The organism is Actinophytocola sp. (assembly GCF_045807065.1).
Taxonomy (GTDB): domain Bacteria; phylum Actinomycetota; class Actinomycetes; order Mycobacteriales; family Pseudonocardiaceae; genus Actinophytocola.
In genome coordinates this window covers 1-19,017 of sequence record NZ_JBJMIE010000349.1, presented here as the reverse complement: position 1 = coordinate 19,017, position 19,017 = coordinate 1, and the positions used below count along the sequence as shown (strand labels likewise).

The 19,017-nt window shown below is 72.2% G+C and carries 8 protein-coding genes; 7 read left to right on the top strand and 1 reads right to left on the bottom strand.

Annotation, left to right across the window (positions count from 1 at the left end):
* The first annotated feature begins 297 nt into the window (after positions 1 to 297).
* The 5 genes from ACJ73U_RS20355 to ACJ73U_RS20335 are packed head-to-tail and all read left to right on the top strand — an operon-like array spanning position 298 to position 7,263.
* Positions 298 to 1,830 carry an FAD-dependent monooxygenase gene (locus ACJ73U_RS20355; protein WP_407779242.1) on the top strand — a complete coding sequence of 511 codons (1,533 nt, stop codon included), beginning with the start codon at positions 298 to 300 and terminating at the stop codon, positions 1,828 to 1,830.
* 44 nt (positions 1,831 to 1,874) lie between these two features.
* Complete coding sequence (locus ACJ73U_RS20350; RefSeq protein WP_407779241.1) at positions 1,875 to 2,465, top strand: hypothetical protein; 591 nt, start codon at positions 1,875 to 1,877, stop codon at positions 2,463 to 2,465.
* 29 nt (positions 2,466 to 2,494) lie between these two features.
* On the top strand, positions 2,495 to 3,310 hold the full coding sequence (locus ACJ73U_RS20345) for a hypothetical protein (RefSeq protein WP_407779240.1): 816 nt from the start codon (positions 2,495 to 2,497) through the stop codon (positions 3,308 to 3,310).
* A gap of 12 nt (positions 3,311 to 3,322) precedes the next feature.
* Positions 3,323 to 6,424, top strand: coding sequence for a non-ribosomal peptide synthetase (locus ACJ73U_RS20340; protein WP_407779239.1), 3,102 nt, complete (start codon positions 3,323 to 3,325; stop codon positions 6,422 to 6,424).
* Positions 6,424 to 7,263: an FG-GAP-like repeat-containing protein gene (locus ACJ73U_RS20335; protein WP_407779238.1), complete on the top strand. Its 840-nt coding sequence runs from the start codon at positions 6,424 to 6,426 to the stop codon at positions 7,261 to 7,263. Before ACJ73U_RS20340 ends, ACJ73U_RS20335 begins: the two co-directional genes overlap by 1 nt.
* 72 nt (positions 7,264 to 7,335) lie before the next feature.
* Here the strand turns inward: ACJ73U_RS20335 and ACJ73U_RS20330 are convergent, their stop codons facing one another.
* A complete protein-coding gene (locus tag ACJ73U_RS20330; RefSeq protein WP_407779237.1) occupies positions 7,336 to 8,211 on the bottom strand; it encodes a TIGR03621 family F420-dependent LLM class oxidoreductase in 876 nt (291 codons plus the stop codon).
* Positions 8,212 to 8,349: 138 nt separating this feature from the next.
* Here ACJ73U_RS20330 and ACJ73U_RS20325 point away from each other — a divergent pair, with 138 nt between their 5' ends.
* Positions 8,350 to 16,503 carry an SDR family NAD(P)-dependent oxidoreductase gene (locus ACJ73U_RS20325; RefSeq protein WP_407779236.1) on the top strand — a complete coding sequence of 2,718 codons (8,154 nt, stop codon included), beginning with the start codon at positions 8,350 to 8,352 and terminating at the stop codon, positions 16,501 to 16,503.
* On the top strand, positions 16,500 to 19,017 hold a 2,518-nt coding region (locus ACJ73U_RS20320), incomplete at its 3' end, for a type I polyketide synthase (protein WP_407779235.1). The genes ACJ73U_RS20325 and ACJ73U_RS20320, both read left to right, overlap by 4 nt.

Below are 19,017 nucleotides of genomic sequence, written 5' to 3'. Positions count from 1 at the left end.
CTTAGTAATTGGTTACCTTCTTGCCAGATCGTGGTCAAGAGCAGCAACCGTTTAAGATTTTGGTGCTATATGTCCCGTATGTTCGAATCCTGACCACCTGCGTGCCCGGTGCCTGCACGGACTCCAGTCGCCATTGGACAAATCGCCGCCGGAGCCCGGTTCGGGTGGGGTCGTAGGGGATGCCTAGGGGTTCTGCCGTCCATCCGGGCGTCCTTAGGCTGAATTCGCCTGGTGATTCGCTGGAACGGACGTGAATAACGTTCGAAGTACAGAGGAGACGGACAAACAGGAATGGTTATGGACACCGATGTGATCGTGGTCGGCGCGGGGCCGGCGGGGCTGGTGCTGGCGACCGAGCTGGCTCTTTGCGGTGTCCGCCCGGTCGTGTTGGAGGCCGTGACCGGCCGGGACACCGCGTCCAAGGCGTTGAACCTGCACCCCAGGACCGCGGAGGTGCTCGATTCCCGGGGCCTGCTGGAATCGCTGCTCGACCACCAGATCGTGCTGGGCAATCCGCCGCACAGCTTCTTCGGCATGATTCCGGTGCCGTTGGACTGCGCCCCCTTCCGCACGCGGTACCCCTACCAGCTCGGGGTGCTGCAGTGGCGGGTGGAAACGGCGTTGGAGAACCGCCTCGCCGAGCTCGGCGGCGCGGTGAGCTGGGCGCACCGGCTCCTGGCCGTGGCGCAGGACGACGAGGGCGTGACCGCGACGGTGGCGACCCCCGCCGGTGAGCGCACCATCCGCGCCCGGTACCTGGTCGGCTGCGACGGCGGGCGCAGCACGGTGCGCAAGTCGACGGGCACGCCGTTCCCCGGCGTCGACGGCAAGCAGGTCTTCGTCGCCGCCGACGTGGTGCTGAGCAGGTCTCCCGCCGAGTGGTACGCGGAGATCCCGGACGAGCGCAAGGGGTTGCTGCGGCTCATGCCGGGCAACAGCCTCGCCGGCCTGATCCTCTCGGGCGGTGAGCGGCTGATGTTCTCGCTGCGCGGGCTCGAGGACGGTGTGCACCGCCTGAGCTTCTCCTGCGCGGCCACCACCGACCGGCACAGCGAGGTCACCGACACCGAGGTCCGCGCCGCGATCGAGGCGGCCTGCGGGGTCGACCTGGAGGTCAAGGAGATCCGCTGGGCGTCGCGGTTCACCGACACCTGCCGGCAGGTCGACGACTACCGCGACGGCCGGGTGTTCCTGGTCGGCGACGCCGCGCACGTCGTGGTGCCGCTGGGCGGGCAGGGGATGACGCTCGCCATCCAGGACGCGTTCAACCTCGGCTGGAAGCTGGCCGCGCGGGTCAACGGCACCGCGCCGGACGGGCTGCTGGACACCTACCAGACCGAACGCCACCCGGTGGCCGCATACCTGATCCGCGAGGCGCGAGCCCAGTTCGCCCTGCTGGGCGACGGCCCGGAACTGGCTCCGCTGCGGGAGATCCTGGTCGACCTGGTGCGGCTCCCCGAAACGAACACCCACCTCGCCGGCGCGGTGTCCGGCCTCGGCGTGCGGTACCCGATGCCCGACGAGGACCATCCGCTGGCCGGCACCCGGCTCCCGGACCTCGACCTGCGCACCGCCGGCGGCCCGGTCCGGGCCTACCACCTGATGCGCGACGGCCGCGGGTTGTTCCTCGACTTCGGCGGGGGCGGCGAGGTCGCCGACGCCCTGCTCGACGACTGGGCGGACCGGGTTCGCCTGGTGCCGGGCGGCACCGACGAGGAGATCGACGCCGACGCCGTGTTGGTGCGGCCGGACGGCTACGTGTGCTGGGCGGGAGGCGTGGCCGACCTGGACCGGCTCGCCGCGTCCCTGTCCCGGTGGTTCGGCCCGTGACAGCTGTTCCCAGCAGTGAAATTCCATCCTGAGGAGAAACACAGATGACCGCAACGGTCACCCCTGCCCCGAAGTACCGCGTGTACAAGGGCTACCGGGTCAATGACGACGTGATGGCGGACTTCATCGGGGTACCCGCGGTGATCACGCCGGGCGAGACCTACGAGTTCACCGCCTGCTACATCAACCGCGGCCGGTACGGGTACGCGGACTCGGCACTCAACTTCGTGGTCTGGTTCTCCGACCGCAAGGACGTCACGAGGAACGACTTCCGGCTGTTCTACAAGGTCAGCCGGGCGCAGTGGCAGGAGCAGGACCCGAAGGACTGCTGGGAGCCGCAGTACCCGATCGAGGGAGGCGTGCACATCGCGTCGACCCTGCGCGGGCCCGACGGCGACATCCTGAGCAAGCCCGACGGCACCGTGCCGCTGCCGGACACGGAGTCGGTCACCATGCACATCCGCCTCGCCTTCCGCAAGGGGCTGACCTCCGACCACGCCGGGCTCTTCGCGCTGCCGGGCATGCTGGAGGAGGTCGGCGAGAAGTCGGTGATCCCGGGTGTGTTCGGCTCGTGCTTCGGCCGCCTGCAGCAGGCCAGCTTCCGCCTCGGCGACGGGCCGCCCAGCTTGTACTGACCGACGTCGACCGACCGACTGGAGGCGCCATGACGACGACCGCGGCGTGGACACCGTTGACCGACATCGGGGACAGCGCCGCGGCCGTCGTCCTCGCCGTCGACTACCCCTTCACCGGCCGCCCCGAGGCCGGGTTCACCGACCTGGTCGGGAAGCTGCCCCGCGACCTGCCCGTCTGGGAGACCGTGCCGCCGGTCAAGGGTGCCGAGACCGGGATGAGCGGGACCGACTACGTGGACCGGTGGTACGCCGAGGTCGGCGACCGTCCGGTGCGGGCGGTGCTCGGGTTCTGCGCCGGCAGCGTGTACGCCGCGGCACTGGCCGACCGGATCGCCGGCGGTGACCCGGGGAAGCGGCCGACGTTGCTGCTGTTCGACCCCGAGGCACCGAACGCCATCACCGTGTACTGGCAGTTCCACAAGGTCATCGACGGCCTCGGCGTGGTGCTGACCCCCGACGAGGTGACCGAGGCCCAGCGTGCGGGCCAGCGGGTCAGCGAGCAGACCACCGACCTGCCGGAGCTGGGGCGGCGGCTGCTGGAGGTGTTCCGGCGGGTGGCGGCGGTGGCGTTCGACCGGGCCCGGCTGGACGCCGTGCGGCGGGCCGACTTCGTCGACACGGTCGCCGCGTTCATGTCCTACCTGGTGGCCGCGGCGACGATCGACGCCAGCGCCGGCTTCCGCGGGGCCACCGCGATCAGCTCCCGCACTCGGACGAACGGGCTGAACCTGGTGCCGCCCGAGGAGCGGGCCGGTCTGGTGGACCGCGAGATCCGCTTCGACATCGAACACGCCGACCTGCTGCGCGACCCTGACGTGGTCAGAGCGGTCGCCGAACACCTTTAGGGGACACCACAGATGGCGGCACCCGAGACGGCCACCCGCAAGGAAGAGGCGTTGTGGCTGCTGGAGAAACTGCTGCCCGACACCGGGGTGAACAACCTGTCCTTCACGTTCCGGGTCGCCGGCCGGTTGCGGCCGGCGGCGGTGCGCGACGCGATGCGGTTGCTGCTGCGCCGGTACGAGGTGCTGCGCACGACCTTCCTCGGCACCGCGGCGGGCCTGACGCGGCAGGTGCTCGCCGAGGTCGAGGTCGAGGTCCGCACCGGCCGGCTGCCGGCGGACCCGACGGCGATGCGCGCCGACCTGGCGGCGTTCGTCGCCGAGCCGTTCCGCTTCGACGGCGCCCCGGTGCTGCGCGTCGGTCACTTCTCGGCACCCGACGGGGACGTGGTGTGCCTGACCGTGCACCACCTGATCTTCGACACGATCTCCGGCGGCATCCTGCTCGGCGAGCTGGTGGCCGCCTACGACGCGTTCGCCGCCGGCGGCGCAGCCCCCGCCGAGCTGACCGGGACGGTTCCCGCGCTGCGGGAGGCGGAGCCGAGCACCGCCGGTGTCGAGTACTGGCGCGAGCGGCTGCGCGGCTTCCAGCCGGATCGGCTCGACCTGTGGTGCGGCCGGCAGGACGCCGCCGGCGCGACCCTCGCGGGCGACCAGGTCACCGTCGGGCTGTCGGCGCCGGCGCGGGAGGTGGTGCGGCGGCTGCGCACCGAGCTGAACACCTCCGAGGCCGTGATCCTGCTCGCCGCGTACAACGTGCTGCTCGCCGCGCACGGCGCCGGTCCCGACCTCGCGGTGGGCACGATGGTCAACACCCGCGGGCGCAGGCACGAGCGCGCTGTCGGCTACCACGTCAACGTCGTGCCGCTGCGCGGCGAGGTCGACCTCGACCAGGACTTCCGCACCCTCGTCGAGCGGGCGTCCTCGGCGTTCCTGGAGGCCATCGCGCACGCCGACGTGCCGGTGGACAACCTGTACGCCGAGGTGGCCCGGGACGGGGGCTCCTGGCGGAACACGCTGTTCCGGCACGTGTTCAACTACGTGCCCGGCGTGGACCTCGGCGAGTTCACCATCGGCGGGCTGACCGCGACCCCGCTGGTGGTCGAGATCCCCTACAGCAAGTTCGACCTGGAGTTCTTCGTCCTGTCCGGCGCGGCGGACATCAGGCTGCGCGCGGTGTTCAGCACCGACGTGTTCACCCGCGACCAGGTCCACGCCCTGCTGGCCCGCTACGACCGGCTGCTCGTCTCCCTCGGCGCCGACACGCGCCGGCCGGTGCGCGACGTGCGGCTGTGGAGCGAACACGACCACGCCGTGATCGACGCCGCCAACGACACCACCGCCGACGCCGGCCCGGGCACCGTGGTGGACGCGGTGCGCCGCCGGGTGGCCGAGTCGCCCGACGCGGTGGCCGTCGAGAGCGGCGAGGTGACCGTGACCTACCGGCGCCTGTGGGCGGCGGCGTGCGCGGTGCGCCGCATGCTCGCCGACGCGGGCGTGGCCGCCGGGCACGTCGTCGCCCTGGGCGCGCGACGGAGTCCGGACCTGGCCGCGGCGGCGCTCGGGGTGTGGCTGGCGGGCGCGGTGTACCTGCCGCTCGACCCGGACCACCCGCCGCACCGCATCGCCCACCAACTCGCCGACTCCGGTGCCGTCGCGGTGCTCGTCGACGCCGGGTCGCGGCTGCGCACGCGCGACGGTGTCACGCGGCTGGAACTGCCGGCACCCGTGTCGTCCACTGTGGACGACTCGGTGGTGGTTCCCGCGGCCGGCGATCCCGCGTACCTCATCTACACCTCGGGGTCCACCGGCCGGCCGAAGGGCACCCTGGTCGCGCACGGCAGCGTGGCCAACCTGGTCGAGCACTTCCGCGCCGAGCTGGGCGCCACGACCGACGCCGTGGCGTGGCTGACGACGTTCAGCTTCGACATCTCCGCGCTGGAGCTGTTCCTGCCGCTGGTGTGCGGTGGGCGGGTGGTGGTCGCGCCGGACGAGGCCCGCGTCGACGGGCGGGTGCTCGCCGACCTGGTCGGCCGCCATCGGGTGGACATCGTGCAGGCCACCCCGACCACGTGGCGGCTGGTGCTGCCGGAGTGCGCCGAGGTGCTCTCCGGGCTGCGGGTGCTGTGCGGCGGCGAGCCGCTGTCACCCGCGCTGGCGCACCGGCTCGCGGCGACCGGCTGCGAGCTGCGCAACGTGTACGGCCCCACGGAGACCACGATCTGGTCCACCTCCGGGGTGATCGGCAAGGACGACGACGTGATCCGCGTCGGCCGGCCGATCCGCAACACCACGGTGTTCGTCGCCGCGCCCGACGGGCGGGAACTTCCGGTGGGAGTGCGCGGCGAGCTGTGCGTCGCGGGCGCCGGGGTGGCGGTCGGCTACCACAACCGGGCCGACCTCACCGGGCAACGGTTCGGCGTGCACCCCCGCCACGGCCGGTTCTACCGGACCGGGGACGTGGCGCAGTGGTGCCCGGACGGCACCGTCGAGGTCCTCGGCCGGGCCGACCGGCAGGTCAAGCTGCGCGGCAACCGGGTCGAGCTGGGCGAGGTGGAACGCGTACTGCTGGACCACCCCGCGGTGCGCGCCGCCGCCGTGGTGGTGGTCGGCGAGGACGCCGCCGCGGCGCTGGTCGCGTTCGTGGTCGCCGAGGACCGGCCGGAGATCGTCAACCACCTGTGGGAGCACGCGAGGCGGGCCCTGCCCGCCGCCGCGGTGCCGAGCGAGTTCGTCCGCCTGGCGGAGCTGCCCACCACGGGGAACCACAAGGTGGACCACCTGGCCCTGCTGCGGGTCCTGGACGAACGGGCCGCGAGCCGACCGGACGCGCACCGACCGGGACCGAACGATCCGGATGGTCCGGACGAGCTGACCGCCGGCCTGGTGCGGCTGTGGCGGGAGGTGCTGCGCAGGGACGACCTGACCGCGCAGTCGAACTTCTTCACCAGCGGAGGCCAGTCCCTGACCGCCGCCATGTTGATGCAACGCATCGAGGAGGAACTCGGGCCACGCCTGGAACTGGCCGAGCTGTTCACCCGGCCGACCCCGGCCGAACTCGCCGACTTCCTCCGTCTCGGAACACCCGCCGGCACGCTAGTCGAGGAGGTTCGATAGTGCTGACCTACACCGGACGGTCCGGATCGTTCACGGGTAACGGTAGGAAGGATCTGCTGACCCGCAACGTGCGAACCGGGGAGCTGTTCGTCCATCCCAACACCGGCCGGCTCGACGGGCTGAACACCTACGCCGAACCGGTGCTCGTGGGTACCGGGTTCGCCGCCGACTTCCACCTGTGGGTGGGGGCCGCCGACTTCACCGGCAACGGGTACGCGGACATGTTCACCCTGACCATCGAGGAGCAGGGCTACATCTACCTGAACAAGGACGGCATGAACGGGTTGGCCACGTTCGCCGAACCGGTGCACGTCGGTGGGAAGCGGCCGGACATCGTCTACGACACGATCGCCATCGTGGACCTGCGCGGCACCGGCAAGACCGACATCATCGGCCGCCAGGTGGGCGGCAGGCTGATCGACGTGGTGCCGTTCAACGGGTCGGTCGACGGCACCAACAGCTTCGGCGACCCCTACCGGTTCGCGGTGATCGGCGAGGACGACATCCCGGTCGGCGCCACGGACGTCACCGGCAACGGCGAGGTCGACCTCCTGGTGCTGCACCCGAACGGCGACCTCTCCGCACTGGAGCCGACGGGCGACGAGACGAACGACGGCGGCACCTGGCACCGGATCGGCACCGGCTGGGACCAGGCGACGATCATCAGCGTCACCGACGTCACCGGTGACGGGCGGCCCGACCTGCTCGCGCTGCACGAGGACGGCACGCTGTACGCGCACGTCCACACCGGACGGTTCGACCCCGCCGACCCGGCTGCCGTGTTCGCCGAACCGGCGGTGGTGGCGCGGGGCTGGACCGAGTACAACGCGATCAGCTGAGCCTTCCGGGCCGGCGCTTCCCCGTTGTGACGCCGTTGTGACAGCGGGGAAGCGCCGGCCGGACCCCGCCGGCTACTCGCCGGCGAGTGCCTCCAGCACCGGGCCGAAGGAGGCCATCCGGAACTCGTGCACGGCGAGGTAGGTGAAGCCGAAGCGCTCACGCCACCCGCGCACCTGCTCCGCGATCTCGTCGACCGAGCCCACCAGCACCGCCGGTGCCGCCAGGAACTGGTCGAGGTCGAGGTCCGGTACCTGCGCCAGCCACTGACGCGCCGTCGCCTCGCGGTCCGGTGTGACGACGACGTCCCGCACGAGCATGTTCAGCTCGACGTGCCGGTCACCGGCCGCCGCCCGGAAATACGCGACCCGCTCGTCGATCGTCTCGGCGTCGAGAATTCGAAAACCCTGCGGATTGGCCGCCTTCACCAGTGAGCTGAGCCCGAGTACGTCGGCATGCCGCGCGGCCAGCGTGAGCATTTGGTCACTGTTGCCGCCGATGAACAACGGGGGCCGGGGACGCGTCACCGGTTTTGGGTTGTGCGCCTCGTCGGCGAACAGCCTGGACATCTCTTCGATCGTTCTTTCCAGGTGGTCGATCCGCTCGGTGAGTGGCCGCCAGGGGATTCCCGTGGCCGCGAACTCCTCTTTCCGGTGCCCAGCACCGAGACCGACCTCGAGCCGGCCGCCGGTGAGTTGGTCGGTGGTCGCGACGTCCCTGGCGAGCAGTGTCGGGTTGTGGAACGACGTGTTGAGGACGAACGAGCCGACCCGTGTCCGCTCGGTCACCGCGGCCGCGGCCGTCATCGCGGGAAACGGCGACGGGATGCCGAGGTGGTCCGGCACGAGTATGACGTCATAGCCGAGCCTTTCCGCCTCGCGGCATTTGTCCGACCATTCCTCCTTGCCGCCGATGGCGTGCATGACAACGCCGAACCGGAACGGTTCCATATGCGCCCTCCCATGAGTCGTCCTGACCAGACTGGAGGCATTTCGGTTTCCTCGAAACCGTTCTCGACCCCACGTAGGGGGACTACGGGTGATTTAGGGGTTGGCCCCCCTGAACACGTGCACAAACATCGTGAACGAGTGACGACGAAAAGGGGAACCGGCGTGGTGCGTGAACGCGAGAACGCCGTTGCGGTCGTCGGTCTCGCCTGCCGCCTGCCGGGAGCCGCCGATCCGGCCGCGTTCTGGCGGCTGCTGTGCACGGGGACCAGCGCGATCACCGAGGTCCCGGCGCACCGCTGGCGGCCCGCGGACGAGCGAGCCCGTCACGGCGGGTTCCTGGACGACGTCGAGGAGTTCGACGCGGCGTTCTTCGGCGTCTCGCCACGGGAAGCGGCGAGCATGGATCCGCAGCAGCGGCTCGTGCTGGAACTGGGCTGGGAGGCGCTGGAGGACGCGGGCATCGCGCCGGACCGGCTCGCCGGCCGACCGGTGGGCGTCTTCGTCGGCGCCACCTGGGACGACTACGCGACGCTGCACCACCGGCGGCGCGAGATCGGCGAGCACACGCTCACCGGGCTGAACCGCTCGATCATCGCCAACCGGCTGTCCTACTTCCTGGACCTGACCGGTCCGAGCCTGACCGTCGACTCAGGACAGTCCGCCGCACTCGTCGCGGTGCACCTGGGTTGTGAGAGCCTCCGGGCCGCGGAGTCCGAGGTGGTGCTCGTCGGTGGGGTGAACCTGAACCTGGCGCCGGAGAGCGCGGCCGCCGCCGCCGGCTTCGGCGCGCTGTCGCCGGACGGTCGCTGCTACACGTTCGACGCACGGGCGAACGGCTACGTGCGCGGCGAGGGTGGCGGGCTGGTCGTGCTCAAACCGCTGTCCCGCGCGGTGGCCGACGGCGATCGGGTGTACTGCGTGATCCTGGGCAGCGCGGTGGCCGCGGACGGTGCCGGTGGCGGCGAGCGCGCCGGGCTGACCGTGCCGGACCGCAACGGCCAGGAGCGGGTGCTGCGGCTGGCGCACGCCGCCGCCGGGGTGTCGGCGCTCGACGTGGACTACGTCGAACTGCACGGCACCGGAACCCGGGTCGGCGATCCGGTCGAGGCCGCGGCGCTGGGTGCCGTGTTCGGCGCCGGCCGCACCGAACCGCTGCTGGTGGGGTCGGCCAAGACGAACGTGGGTCACCTCGAGGCGGGCGCCGGCGTCGTGGGACTGATCAAGACGGCGCTGGCCGTGGCCCACCGCGAGATACCGCCGAGCCTGAACTTCGCCGCCCCGAACCCGCAGATCCCGCTGGCGGACCTGGGGTTGCGGGTGCAGACCCGGACCACGCCGTGGCCCCGCGAGACCGTGCTCGCCGGGGTGTCGTCGTTCGGGATGGGGGGCACCAACTGCCACGTCGTGGTCGCCGCCGCTCCCGTGCCGGACGCCGCCCCCGAGCCGGCGGGCGGCCTCGGCGTGGTGCCGTGGGTCGTGTCGGCCCGGTCGCGGGAGGCGCTGCGGGCACAGGCCGCCCGCCTTCTGTCCACTGTGGATAGTGAGGTGCATCCGGTCGACGTCGGTCACTCGCTGCTCACGACGCGTGCGGCGATGCGTGAGCGGGCGGTGGTGTTCGGTCGGGAGTCGCTCGCGGCGCTCGCGGCGAACCGGCCGCACCGCGACGTGATCACCGGCTCCACGGGCACCGGACCGGTGGCGCTGTTGTTCTCCGGCCAGGGGTCGCAGCGGGTGGGCATGGGGCGCGAGCTGTACCGCGCGTTCCCGGTGTTCGCCGAGGCGTTCGACGCGGTGTGCGCGGAGTTCGACCTCCCCGTGCGGGACGTGGTGTTCGGCGACCGGGACGGCCTGGACCGCACGGAGCTCACCCAGCCCGGCTTGTTCGCGTTCGAGGTGGCGCTGTTCCGCCTCGTCGAGTGGTTCGGCGTGCGGCCGGAGTTCCTGTTGGGGCACTCGATCGGCGAGCTGGCCGCGGCACACGTGGCCGGCGTCCTCCCGCTGCCCGACGCGTGCCGGCTCGTGGCCGCCCGGGGCAGGCTGATGCAGGACCTGCCCGCCGGCGGGGCGATGGTGTCGGTACGGGCCCGCGAGGCCGAGGTGGCCGAGCACCTGGGGGCCGGCGTGGACCTCGCCGCGGTCAACGGGCCGGACTCGGTGGTGCTGTCCGGGGACGAGGACGCCGTGCTGGACGTGGCACGGCGGTGGAAGCACAGGCGGCTGCGTGTCTCGCACGCCTTCCACTCCCGGCGGATGGACCCCATGCTCGACGAGTTCGCCGCGGTCGCCGGCGAGCTGACCTACCACCGACCGCGGATCCCGGTCGTCTCCGCGGTCACCGGCACGGTCTCCGACATCGCGGCCCCGGAGTACTGGGTGCGGCAGGTCCGCCGGACCGTGCGGTTCGCCGACGGGGTGCGGTTCCTCGTGGACCGGGAGATCGGCGCGGCCGTGGAGATCGGGCCCGACGCCGTGCTGACCGCGGTGGTCGGCGACCTGCCGGCCGTGGCGGCGACGCGCGCCGACCGGGGCGAGGTCGACGCGCTCGCCCGTGCGCTGGCGTGGTTGCACGTGCGGGGAGTGCCCGTCGACCTGCGGCCCTTCGTTGCCGGCGGCAGGCGCGTCCACCTGCCGACCTACGCCTTCCAGCGCACCCGGCACTGGCTCGACACGGCCACCTCCGACGGGACCGCCACCCCGAACGCGCCGTTCGACACCCCGGCCTCGGACGCCCCGGTGTCGGACACGCTGCCGCTCGACACCCCGGCCTCGGACGCCCCGGCCTCGGACACTCTGCCGTCCGACACCCCGCGGTCAGGCACCCCGGCCTCGGACACCCTGCCGTCGAGAACCGTGCCGTCGAGGACTGTGTCGTCGGGAACGCTGTCGTCGGGGGTCGTGCCGTCGAGAGCCGTGGCGTTCGACCGGGAGCGGGGCGCCGTCGACCTCGTCCGCGCGCACGTGGCCGCCGTGCTGGCCTATCCGGACGCCGCTGCCGTCGATCCGACCCTCACGTTCAAGGAGTTGGGCGTCTCCTCGCTGGCCTCGGTCGAGCTGCGTGACGCGTTGGGCGAGGCGACCGGTCTGCGGCTGCCCGCCGGTGTGCTGTTCGACCGGCCGACGCCGGCCGTGCTGGGCCGGTACCTGTGGCAGGCGGCGACCGGGAGCGGGGCGAGCGAGGTGGGCACACCCCCCGTCGACGTCCGCCGTACCACGGCTCAGGACGCCGTCGCCGTGGTCGGGATGGCCTGCCGCCTCCCCGGCGGCGTGCGCTCGCCCGAGGACCTGTGGCGGCTGGTCGACGAGGGGCGGGACGCGATCACCGAGCCGCCGGCGGACCGCGGCTGGACCGTGCCGGTCCGCGGCGGCTTCCTGGCCGACGCGGGTGACTTCGACGCCGCGTTCTTCGGGATCGCACCGCGCGAGGCGCTGGCCATGGACCCGCAGCAGCGGGTGCTGCTGGAGACGTCGTGGGAGGCGTTCGAACGCGCCGGCATCGACCCGCTTTCCCTGCGGGGCAGCCGAACCGGCGTGTTCGTCGGTGCCACCGCCCAGGAGTACGGCCCGCGGATGTCCGAGGCCGGTGCCGGCGCGGCGGGCTACCTGCTCACCGGCGCCACCACCAGCGTCGCGTCCGGGCGCATCGCCTACACCTACGGCCTGGAGGGTCCGGCGCTGACGGTCGACACCGCGTGCTCGGCCTCGCTGGTCGCGGTGCACCTCGCCATGCGGTCGCTGCACTCGGGGGAGTGTTCGATGGCGCTCGCCGGCGGGGTCACCGTGATGCCGTCGCCGGGGATGTTCCTGGAGTCCCTTCGGCAGGACGTGCTCGCGGCGGACTGGCGGTGCAAGGCGTTCGGGGCCGGCGCGGACGGCGCGGTGTGGTCCGAGGGCGTCGGGGTCGTGGTGCTGGAGCGGCTGGCCGACGCGCGCCGCAACGGGCACCGGGTGCTGGCGGCGCTGCGCGGCTCGGCGGTGAACTCCGACGGCGCGTCGAACGGGTTGAAGTCGCCGAGTGGCCCGGCGCAGCAGCGGGTGATCCGCGCCGCGCTGGCGTCCGCCGGTCTCGAACCGTCCGATGTGGACATTGTGGAGGCGCACGGCACCGGGACGGCACTGGGCGACCCGATCGAGGCGGAGGCCCTCATCGCCGCCTACGGGCAGCGACGGGACCGGCCGCTGTTGTTGGGGTCGCTCAAGTCCAACATCGGGCACACGCAGGCGGTCGCCGGGGTGGCGGGTCTGATCAAGATGGTGCTGGCGCTGCGTGCCGGCGTCGCCCCGCGCACGCTGCACGTGGCCGAGCTCTCCCCCTACGTGGACTGGTCGAGCGGGGCGGTCTCGGTGCTGACCGAGCCGGTGACCCTGCCCGAGGTCGGGCGTCCCCGCCGGGCCGGGGTGTCGTCGTTCGGCATCAGCGGCACGAACGCACACGTCATCGTGGAGGAGCCGGGCGAGGTCGGCACTCCCGAACCGCGGGCGCGGGAGGGAGGACACCGGGAGCAGGCCCACTCGCCGGCGAGTGGACCGAGCCGATCGAACACCGTGCCATGGGTGGTGTCGGCGCGTTCGGCGCCGGCGTTGGCGGCGTACCTCGATGAACTGGACACTGTGGACGGTCATCCGGTGGACGTCGGGTTCTCGCTGGCCGGCAGGGCGGCGCTGCCGCACCGGGCGGTGCGGATCGGCGCCGAGGTCACCACCGGGGTCGCCGGTCCAGAACCACGTGCGGTGTTCGTGTTTCCCGGTCAGGGTGGTCAGTGGCCGGGCATGGGTGTGGAGTTGTTGGATTCGTCGGCGGTGTTCGCGGCGAAGATGGCCGAGTGTGATCGGGCGTTGCGTGCGTTTGCCGACTGGTCGCTCCTGGATGTGGTGCGTGGTGTCGCGGATGCGCCGGGGTATGACCGGATTGATGTGGTGCAGCCGGTGTTGTTCTCGGTGATGGTGTCGTTGGCGGAGGTGTGGCGGAGTCATGGTGTCACTCCCGCCGCGGTGGTGGGGCACAGTCAGGGTGAGATCGCTGCCGCGCATGTGGCTGGTGCGTTGTCGGTGGACGACGCGATGCGGGTCGTGGCGTTGCGGAGTCGGTTGATGGGGGAGCGGGGCGCGGACGGTGGTATGGCGTCGGTGTCGTTGGACCCGGTGGACGCTGAGGCGTTGGTGTCCGGTTGGGACGGTCGGTTGGTGGTTGGTGCGGTGAACAGCCCGACATCGGTGGTGGTGTCCGGGTATCGGGACGCGTTGGAGGAGTTCCTCGTCGAGTGTGATCGTCTGGGTGTGCGGGCGCGGCGGGTGGCGTCCAGTCGTGCTGGGCATTCGCCGTTGATGGAGCCGTTGCGCGAGGAGTTGTTGGAGCTGCTGGCCGGTATCGAGCCCGGGGTGCCTGAGGTGCCGTTCCTGTCCACGGTCACCGGCGAGTGGGTGGATTCCGCGGTGTTCGACCCGGGGTACTGGTACCGCAACGTGCGTGAGCCCGTCCAGCTCAGCCGGGCGACCGAGGAGCTGCTGCGGTCGGGACACACGATCTTCCTCGAGACGAGCCCGCATCCGGTGCTGACGCCGGTCATCGAGGACAGCCTCCACGCCGCCGGCGCCGACGCGGTCGCGCTGGGTACGCTGCGCCGCGACAACGGCGGCCCACCACAGTTGCTGAAGGCGCTGGCCGAGGCCTGGGTGCACGGGGCGCCCGTCGACTGGTCGCCACAAGTCGCCGGCGGCCGGCTCGTCGACCTGCCCACCTACCCCTTCGACCGCAGGCGCTACTGGCTGGACGCCGGACCGCGTCGCGGTGACGTGTCCGCCGCCGGCCTGACCGACCCGGACCACCCGCTGCTCGGGGCGGCGGTCGCGCTGACGGACGGCACGGGCGTCCTGCTCACCGGCCGGTTGTCGACGCGTGCGCAGCCGTGGCTCGCCGACCACGCGGCGTGGGACACCGTTCTGCTGCCGGGCACCGCCTTCGTGGAGCTCGCCCTGCGCGCGGGGGAGGAGGTCGGCTGCGACCACCTCGCCGAGTTGGTCCTGGAGGCGCCGCTGGTCGTGCCGAGCGGGGAGGCCGTGCCCATCCAGGTCGAGCTGGCCGCCCTCGAACCGGGACAGTGGCGCGTGTCCCTGCACTCCCGCGTGTCCGGCGACTGGACCAGGCACGCCACCGGCGTGGTGACCACCGCCGCTCCAGTCACCACTCCCGCACCGGTCGACTGGCCCACCCGGCCGAGCGACGTCCAACCGGCGGAGCTGTACGACCGGCTGACCGGCGTCGGCTACCGCTACGGGCCAATGTTCCAGGGCGTGGCCGGCATGTGGCGACGCGACGACGCCGTGCTCGCCGAGGTGGTGCTGCCGGACGGCGTCGAACCAGGCGGCTTCGGGCTGCACCCCGCGTTGCTGGACGCCGCCCTGCACGCCGTGTTGCTCGAGGGGAACACCGACGAGGTGCGGCTGCCGTTCGCGTTCTCGGGTGTCACCGTGCACGCGCCGGGGGCGACCACACTGCGGGTGCGGCTCACCCCCACCGGCGCGGACACCGTGTCGCTGACGGCCACCGACGCGACCGGTCGCCCGGTCGTGACCGTCGAGTCGCTGTCCCTGCGTGCCGTCGCCACGGACCAGCTCCGGGCCGGCGGGGCGATGTTCGGCGTGGAGTGGACCCGCGTCGACCTCACCGAACCCTGCGGCGACCCGGACGTGCTCCGGCTGGAGTCGGACTCCGGTACGCCGGAGGCGGTTCGCGAGCTGACCCACCGGGCGCTGACCGAGCTGCGTGCGCGGCTGGCCGATCCGGACGCGCCGCCGCTGGTCGTCCGGACCCGGTGCGCCGTCACCTCGGACGTGCGCGACCTCGCCGGGGCCGCGGTGTGGGGGCTCGTGCGATCCGTCCAGGCGGAGCATCCCGGGCGGATCGTGCTGGTCGACGTCGACGGCACCGAGGCGGCCGAGGCCGCCGTCGGACGAGCCGCCGGCTCGGGTGAGCCGCAGCTCGCGTTGCGCGGTGCGACGGCAGTGGTGCCGCGGCTGGTCAGGCTGCCCGAGCCCACCGCCACGCCCACGAGCCTGGCCGGTGGCACGGTGTTGGTCACCGGGGCGGGCGGGATGCTCGGCGGGCTCATCGCCCGCCACCTCGTCGCCGAGCACGGGGTCCGCCACCTGGTGTTGGTGAGCAGGCGCGGCGCGCCGGCCGACCTGTGCACGGGGCTCACCGACCTCGGCGCCGAGGTGACGTCCGTGGCCTGTGACGCGGCCGACCGCCCGGCGCTGGCCGAGGTGATCGCCGGCGTCCCGCCGCTCGCCGCGGTCGTCCACGCGGCCGGCGTGCTCGACGACGCGGTCCTCCAGTCGCTGACCCCCCAGCGGCTGGACGCGGTCCTGCGCCCGAAGGTCGACGCAGCCTGGCACCTGCACGAGCTGACCATCGAGCACGACCTGTCCGCGTTCGTGCTGTTCTCCTCCATCGTCGGTATCCTCGGCGGTCCCGGGCAGGCGAACTACGCGGCGGCCAACGGCTACCTGGACGCGCTGGCACAGCATCGAGTCGCGTCAGGGCTACCGGCCCGATCCGTCGCATGGGGGCTGTGGGCGCAGCCGAGCGGCATGACCGAGCACCTGGATCCCGACGACGTGCGGCGGATCCGCCGGCTCGCCATGCGGCCACTGTCCGTACAGGACGGGCTGCGGCTGTTCGACGCCGCGCTCGCCACGGACGCACCGCTCGTGGCGCCGGCCAACCTGGACCTGTCCCGGCCCGCCGACGACGCGCCACCGGTACTGCGGGGGCTGCTGCGCACACCCGGCCGGCGACCGTCGCATGTGGACTCGGTGACCGACCAGCTGGCGGGCCGGTCGGCCGAGGAGCGAGGCCGCATCCTGCTCCGGCTCGTCCGGACCACCGTGGCCGACGTGCTCGGCCACGACGAGCCTTCGTCCGTCAGCGACGAGAACTCGTTCCGCGACCTGGGCTTCGACTCGTTGACCGCACTGGAGCTGCGCAACCGCCTCGGCGCGGCCGTGGGCCTGCGGCTGCCGGCGACGTTGGTGTTCGACCACCCGAACCCGAAGGCGCTGACCGCCTACCTCGACGCCGAGCTGGTGCCGGCGGCGGACACGTCGCCGCTGTTCACCGCGCTGGACCAGGTCGCCGCGGCCCTCGACACCGCGGCGGAGGACCGGGAGACCGTCGCGGCCCGCCTGCGCGTGCTGCTGCGCCGGTGCGAGGTCGACTCGGACGGCGACGTGCTGGCGTCCGCCACGGACGACGAGATGTTCGAGTTGATCGACAACGAGCTGGGCCTGTCATGACCGACAGCGAAGCCAAGCTCCGGGACTACCTGAAGCGGGTCACCGCGGACCTGAAGCGGACACGACAACGGTTGCGCGAGGTGGAGGCCCGGGCAACGGAGCCGGTGGCGATCGTCGGGATGGGTTGCCGGTACCCCGGCGGCGTCGGTTCGCCGGACGAGCTGTGGCGGCTGGTCGAGGCCGACGGCGACGCGATCGGCGAGTTCCCCACCGATCGGGGCTGGGACCTGGACGGGTTGTACGACCCGGATCCCGACCGTCCCGGCACCTACTACGTGCGCGGCGGTGGTTTCCTGTCGGACGCCGCGGATTTCGACGCGGGGTTCTTCGGGATCTCGCCGCGTGAGGCGTTGGCGACGGATCCGCAGCAGCGGTTGTTGTTGGAGGTGTCGTGGGAGGCGTTCGAGCACGCGGGGTTGGATCCGTTGTCGTTGCGGGGCAGCCGGACCGGCGTGTTCGTGGGCGTCATGTACACCGACTACGCGTCCCGGCTCACGGTGGTCCCCGAGGGACTCGAGGCGTACCTGGGCAACGGGAGCGCGGCCAGCGTCGCCTCGGGTCGGTTGGCGTACACGTTCGGTCTCGAGGGTCCGGTCGTGACGGTGGATACGGCGTGTTCGTCGTCGTTGGTGGCGTTGCATGTGGCGGTGGGTGCGTTGCGGCGGGGTGAGTGTTCGTTGGCGTTGGCTGGTGGGGTGGCGGTGATGTCGACGCCGTCGGGGTTCGTCGAGTTCTCTCGGCAGCGTGGTCTGTCGGTGGACGGTCGTTGTCGGTCGTTCGCGGCCGCGGCGGACGGCACCGGCTGGTCGGAAGGCGTCGGCCTCCTGGTGTTGGAGAGACTGTCCGATGCTCGCCGTCACGGGCATCAGGTGTTGGCGGTGGTTCGTGGTTCGGCGGTGAACTCCGATGGTGCGTCGAACGGGTTGACGGCGCCGAGTGGTCCGGCGCAGGAGCGGGTGATCCGTGCCGCACTGGCGGATGCGGGGTTGGCGCCCGGCGAGGTCGACGCCGTCGAGGCACACGGCACCGGCACTCGGCTGGGTGACCCGATCGAGGCGCAGGCGATCCTGGCGACCTACGGGCAGGGTCGTGAGCGTCCGTTGTGGTTGGGGTCGTTGAAGTCCAACATCGGACACGCCCAGGCCGCCGCGGGAGTCGGCGGTGTCATCAAGATGGTCGAGGCGATGCGCCACGGCATGCTGCCCCGCACCCTCCACGTCGACGCGCCGACACCACACGTCGACTGGACAGCGGGAGCGGTGTCGCTGCTCACCGAACCCGTGGACTGGCGGGACGCCAGCCGGCCGCGCCGAGCCGGGGTGTCCTCGTTCGGGATCGGCGGAACCAACGCGCACGTCATCCTGGAGGAGTCGGGCGAGCACCCCGCGAGTGGGCTGTCGGTGTCTGGGCTGGGTGAGCAGCGGAGGCCGGGAGCGGAGCGGCGCGGGGAGGGAAGTCACCGGGCGCAGGCAGACTTGCCGGTGAGCGGAGCGGGCGAGTTCGACGCTGCGAGCGGGCCACCGGTGCCTGGGCTGGGTGAGCAGCGAAGGTTGGGAGCGGAGCGGGCCGTCGAGCGGCGTGAGGAGGGAAGCGACCGGGTACGGGTGGACTCGCCGGGGAGTGGAGCGGGCGAGTCCGGCGCTGCGAGTGGGCCGTCGGTGTTTGGGCTGGGTGAGCAGCGGAGGTTGGGAGCGGAGCGGGGTGGGGAGGGAAGTCACCGGGTGCAGGCCGATTCGCCGGTGAGCGGAGCGGGCCCATCCCACACGGTCCTGTGGCCGGTGTCGGCGCGATCGGCCGATGCGCTGCGTGCTCGGGCCAGACAACTCCTGTCCCTTGTGGACACCGCGGATCCGGTGGATGTCGGGTTCTCGATGGCGACCACGCGGGCAGGGTTGAGCCACCGCGCGGTGGTGCTCGGCCGGGATGGGCTGGCCGCGCTGGCGGCCGGCGAGCCCCACCCGGAGGTCATCGCGGGTTCGGTGGTGGACGGCAGGACGGGATTCGTGTTCTCCGGCCAGGGTTCGCAGCGGGTCGGGATGGGCCGTGAGTTGCACGACGCCTTTCCGGTGTTCGCCGAGGTGTTCGACGCGGTGTGTGCGGAGTTCGACGCACCGGTCGCCGACGTGGTGTTCGGTGACGAGGAACGCCTGACTCGGACCGGGTTCGCCCAACTGGGACTGTTCGCGTTCGAGGTGGCGCTGTTTCGACTGCTGGCGCACTGGGGACTGCACCCCGACGTCCTGGTGGGGCATTCGATCGGGGAGCTGTCCGCCGCGCACGTCGCCGGCGTGTTGTCGCTGCCGGACGCGTGTCGGTTGGTGTCAGCGCGTGCTCGGTTGATGCAGGCACTCCCGTCCGGTGGGGCGATGGTGGCGGTGCGTGCTTCCGAAGCCGAGGTCGCCGAGCACCTGACCGCCGGCGTGGACGTCGCCGCGGTGAACGGGCCGGACTCGGTGGTGCTCTCCGGTGACGAGGACGCGGTGTTGGGCGTGGCGCGGCGGTGGAAGCATCAGC